Origin of the sequence: Clostridium sp. (genome assembly GCF_051656525.1) — a bacterium.
In the GTDB taxonomy this organism is placed as follows: domain Bacteria; phylum Bacillota; class Clostridia; order Clostridiales; family Clostridiaceae; genus Clostridium.
Genome location: NZ_JBOGCC010000374.1, coordinates 1 through 4,179 on the forward strand (window position 1 = coordinate 1; position 4,179 = coordinate 4,179).

General features: G+C 30.2%; 4 protein-coding genes. All 4 read right to left on the minus strand.

Annotated features, from left to right (window positions below; genetic code table 11):
• Window positions 1–896, minus strand: an 896-nt coding sequence (locus ACRDDY_RS18370; protein ID WP_438566379.1) for an immunoglobulin-like domain-containing protein, incomplete at its 3' end; no start/stop codon positions are given.
• Between the two features lie 213 nt (window positions 897–1,109).
• Entirely contained in the window at window positions 1,110–2,705 is a 1,596-nt protein-coding gene (locus ACRDDY_RS18375) for a peptide chain release factor 3 (protein ID WP_438566380.1), read from the minus strand.
• 146 nt (window positions 2,706–2,851) lie between these two features.
• A complete protein-coding gene (locus tag ACRDDY_RS18380) occupies window positions 2,852–3,466 on the minus strand; it encodes a copper homeostasis protein CutC (RefSeq protein ID WP_438566381.1) in 615 nt (204 codons plus the stop codon).
• Window positions 3,467–3,637: 171 nt separating this feature from the next.
• The coding region (locus ACRDDY_RS18385; RefSeq protein ID WP_438566382.1) for an AAA family ATPase at window positions 3,638–4,179 on the minus strand (542 nt) is incomplete at its 5' end.

Below are 4,179 nucleotides of genomic sequence, written 5' to 3' on the forward strand. Positions count from 1 at the left end.
TTATCTTTATCTGAAACTTTAGCTGTTACAGCATAAATTCCTGACTTAGATGTATCTACTGTTCCTTCATATTCAACTTTGTTTGTTAAATCTCCATCTTCTTTATCTACTGCTTTTACCTCTAACATTGAATTATTAAATTTATCTCCAACTTTTAGTACTAACCTATCGCCTTTTATACCAGTAATTATCGGTCTACCTTTTTCTTTAACAACTACAGAAAAAACTTCCTTAGTTTCATTTCCTACACTATCTTTTACACTAACATATACAGACTGAACTCCAGCTTTTGACGTATCTACCTTACTATCTATAACTATTTTTTCTGTCAAATCTCCATCTTCTTTATCTATTGCTTTTATTCCTAGTGTATTCACATCAAATTTTTCATACTGCTGTATAATAGCTCCGTTTCCTGTTATAACTGGGGCTTGATTAACTTCTTTTTCCTCTTCAACTATAGTTATAGTTGCTATTCCCTCTGCTAAGCATTCTTTTTCATCATTTAGAGCTTGTATAACAATCTTATAAACTCCTGACTTTATTAATACACCTTCTTCATTTAATGCATTTCCAATAGGATTTTCTGTATCTTCATACTCTCCGTATTCTATCCTATATTTTATTGAATCATCGTTTACATTTATAGCTTTTACGTCAAGCAAACTTAAATCTAGTTTTTCTCCAACCTTTTGTGTTGAATTATTGTAAGTTAATTTAACAACTTCCTCTACTGTAATTTCATGTTCTTCTTCCTTTTGTTCCTCTTCCCTTTGCTCTTCTTCAATTTGTGGCTTATCCTCCAAATTTTCTACTGCATTTGCAGCTAATCCTGTTGATAAATTTAGAGTTAATCCTAATGCAATAATCATTCCTAGTAATTTTCTTTTTTTCATTTTAAATTACCCCCTTGTGCTATATATCTAAAATTTTACCATTTATTGGATATTTTATTCAAGGAGTTTTAATTTTCTTCTTAATTTGTATTATATTTTATTAATTAGCTTTAAATTTATGCTAAAAAAATACTCCCTCTACATAACTAGCTAAAAAATCAATCTAGTTATTTGTAAAGGGAGTATACTTTTAAAGATTAGCTCTTATATTTTTTATTCTGATTTACCTACATCTGAAAGAACTATTCCATCATTGTGCTCTAATGCCCATGAGATTCCCCATGTGTTTTGGAATATTAAAAGATTTCTATCTTTAAAGTCTTTTACTTTCTTTGTATCTGATGTAAGGTTTAATTTATCTACATCTATATTATTGTCATTTTCTATCCATCTTACAAATTTGTATGGAAGTCTTTCCATTTTTATGTCTACGTTATATTCATTTTTTAATCTGTATTCTAGTACTTCAAATTGAAGAACTCCTACAACTCCAACTATGATTTCTTCCATTCCTATGTGTAATTCTTTAAATACCTGAATAGCTCCTTCTTGTGCTATTTGTGTTACACCTTTTACAAATTGCTTTCTTTTCATTGAGTCTACTGGTCTTACTCTTGCATAATGCTCTGGTGCAAAGGCCGGTATTCCTTCAAATGTAAATTTATTTGATGGCATACATATTGTATCTCCAATTGAGAATATTCCTGGATCAAATACTCCAATTATATCTCCTGCATATGCTTCTTCTACTATTTCTCTATCTTGTGCCATAAATTGTTGTGGCTGTGCAAGTTTTATTTTCTTGTTTCCTTGCATATGGAAATAGTCTTTTCCTTTTTCAAACTTTCCTGAAACTATTCTCATAAATGCTATTCTGTCTCTATGAGCCTTATTCATGTTTGCTTGTATCTTAAATACAAATGCTGAGAATTCATCAGTAAATGGATCTATTTCTCCTATGCTTGAATTTCTTGGAAGTGGTGATGTTGTCATTTCTAAGAAGTGCTCTAAGAATGGCTCTATACCAAAGTTTGTTAATGCTGATCCAAAGAATACTGGAGTTAATTCTCCTCTTCTTACCTTTTCAACATCAAACTCATCTCCTGCAATATCAAGAAGTTCAATATCTTCCATAAGCTTATCGTGAAGTACTGGTCCTAAAATCTCTCTAAATTTAGGATCACTTGCTTCACCTGTCATCATCTCAACTTCATTTTGACCATGGTTTCCACCATTAAAAAGGATTACTCTATTATTATCTCTTTCATAGATTCCTTTAAAATCTTTACCTGAACCTATTGGCCAGTTCATTGGATATGTTTTAATTCCAAGTTCATTTTCAATATCTTCCATAAGTCCAAATGGATCTTGTGCTTCTCTATCCATCTTATTAACTAATGTAAATATTGGCATTTCTCTTAAAGAACAAACATGAAATAATTTTCTAGTTTGATCCTCAACTCCTTTAGCTGCATCCACAACCATTACAGCAGAGTCAGCTGCAATAAGAGTTCTATATGTATCCTCTGAGAAATCTTGGTGCCCTGGTGTATCAAGGATATTGATACAGTGACCACTATAATTAAACTGCATAACAGATGAAGTTACAGAAATCCCTCTTTGTTTCTCAATCTCCATCCAGTCAGATACTGCATGAGTAGAAGCCTTTCTTGCTTTAACAGAACCAGCAAGTCTTATAGCTCCTCCATATAATAAGAATTTTTCTGTTAGCGTAGTCTTACCAGCATCAGGGTGAGATATGATAGCAAACGTTCTTCTCTTTTCTATTTCATTTCTTAAATTAGACAAAATAAATTCCTCCTAAAAGCATATTTATATTAAATATCATCTTACATTTTTACTATCCCTCATTATATCATACACTACCGTAATTTAAAAGAAGACTTGCTTGCAAGTCCCCCTAATTCTTCATTTTTAATTTCCAATTCTTAATTCTAAACAATCCTAGTTCCATGAATTTCTTTAGCACCAGTTTTTTCTATTATATAATCTCTATTACTTTTATTTATTCCTTTTCCAGGCATTATAATTATTCTGTCCCCAGCATAATCAATTAATTTTTTTAGATTATTCCAGTTATATAATGCATCTCCTTTTCCACCTTTTGTAAGAATTCTATCTATTCCTATTTCATGAAGTTTATCTATTCCTTCTTTCATAGCTTCTAAACCATTTAATTCATCAAATGCCATATGGAATGTTACATTTAAATCACCTTTATCTTTTAAGATTTCTTTTATGCACTCGTAATCAATATCTCCATCTTTAATTGCTCCAACAACAACTCCATATGCACCAGCTTGTTTCGCCATCTCTATATCAATTTTCATTATTTCAATTTCTTCTTTAGAAAATACAAATTTCCCACCTCTTGGTCTTATTATAACCATAACTGGAACATCTACATCCTCTACTAATTTTTTAATAGTTCCATAGCTAGGTGTTGTTCCATCTTCCATTAAATTATCACAAAGCTCAATTCTAGAAGCACCATTCTTAACTCCTTCAACACCTTCTCTATAACTACCTACACAAACTTCATAAATCATATTACTTTCCTCACATTCTTCAAATTTAAAATCCTTTTTTCCTCTACTTCCTTTATATCACTTTTTTCAAATAAATAAAACAAATTTTTAGAAAATTAGCAACATTGTAATAAATTTCATATTGTAAAATAAAAAGAACTGACACTTATGCCAGTTCTGTAATTTCTCTTTTTAGTTATTTATTAAAACTTTACTCGTTTTAGCAAGTTTTATTTCAACTTTATCAAGTCCTACTTCTTTTAAAATAGTTTCTGATCTATCTTTAGTTGAACCTGTTACTTTTGTAAATTTAACATTCTCAGCTTCTAAGAATGAAAGAATTGCTGTATCTATTGCTATTGCAAGGTCTTCATCTTGCCATCTTACTCCATCTTTCTCATATCCAAATTCCCTTGGTACAAAGAATATATGATCATATTTTTGTAAGTCTCTTAATGCTAATACATAAAGATCTTTTAATATTTCAATTTCCTTCTTACTTCTCTTCTTATCTCCTAGCATAAATCTTCCGTATACATAAGTTAAGAATGTTGCATAATCAGTTAATGCATAATCAAAACAATTTAAAGACTCTTCAATTTGAGCTTGTCCTAAATAAATTCCATATTGCTCAGAAATATTCTCAATCATTCCCTTATCTCTTAAATAATCAGTACTATACTCTGTTACTGCTCCAACATTTAAATCTCTTATTTTTAAATCAACATATAATT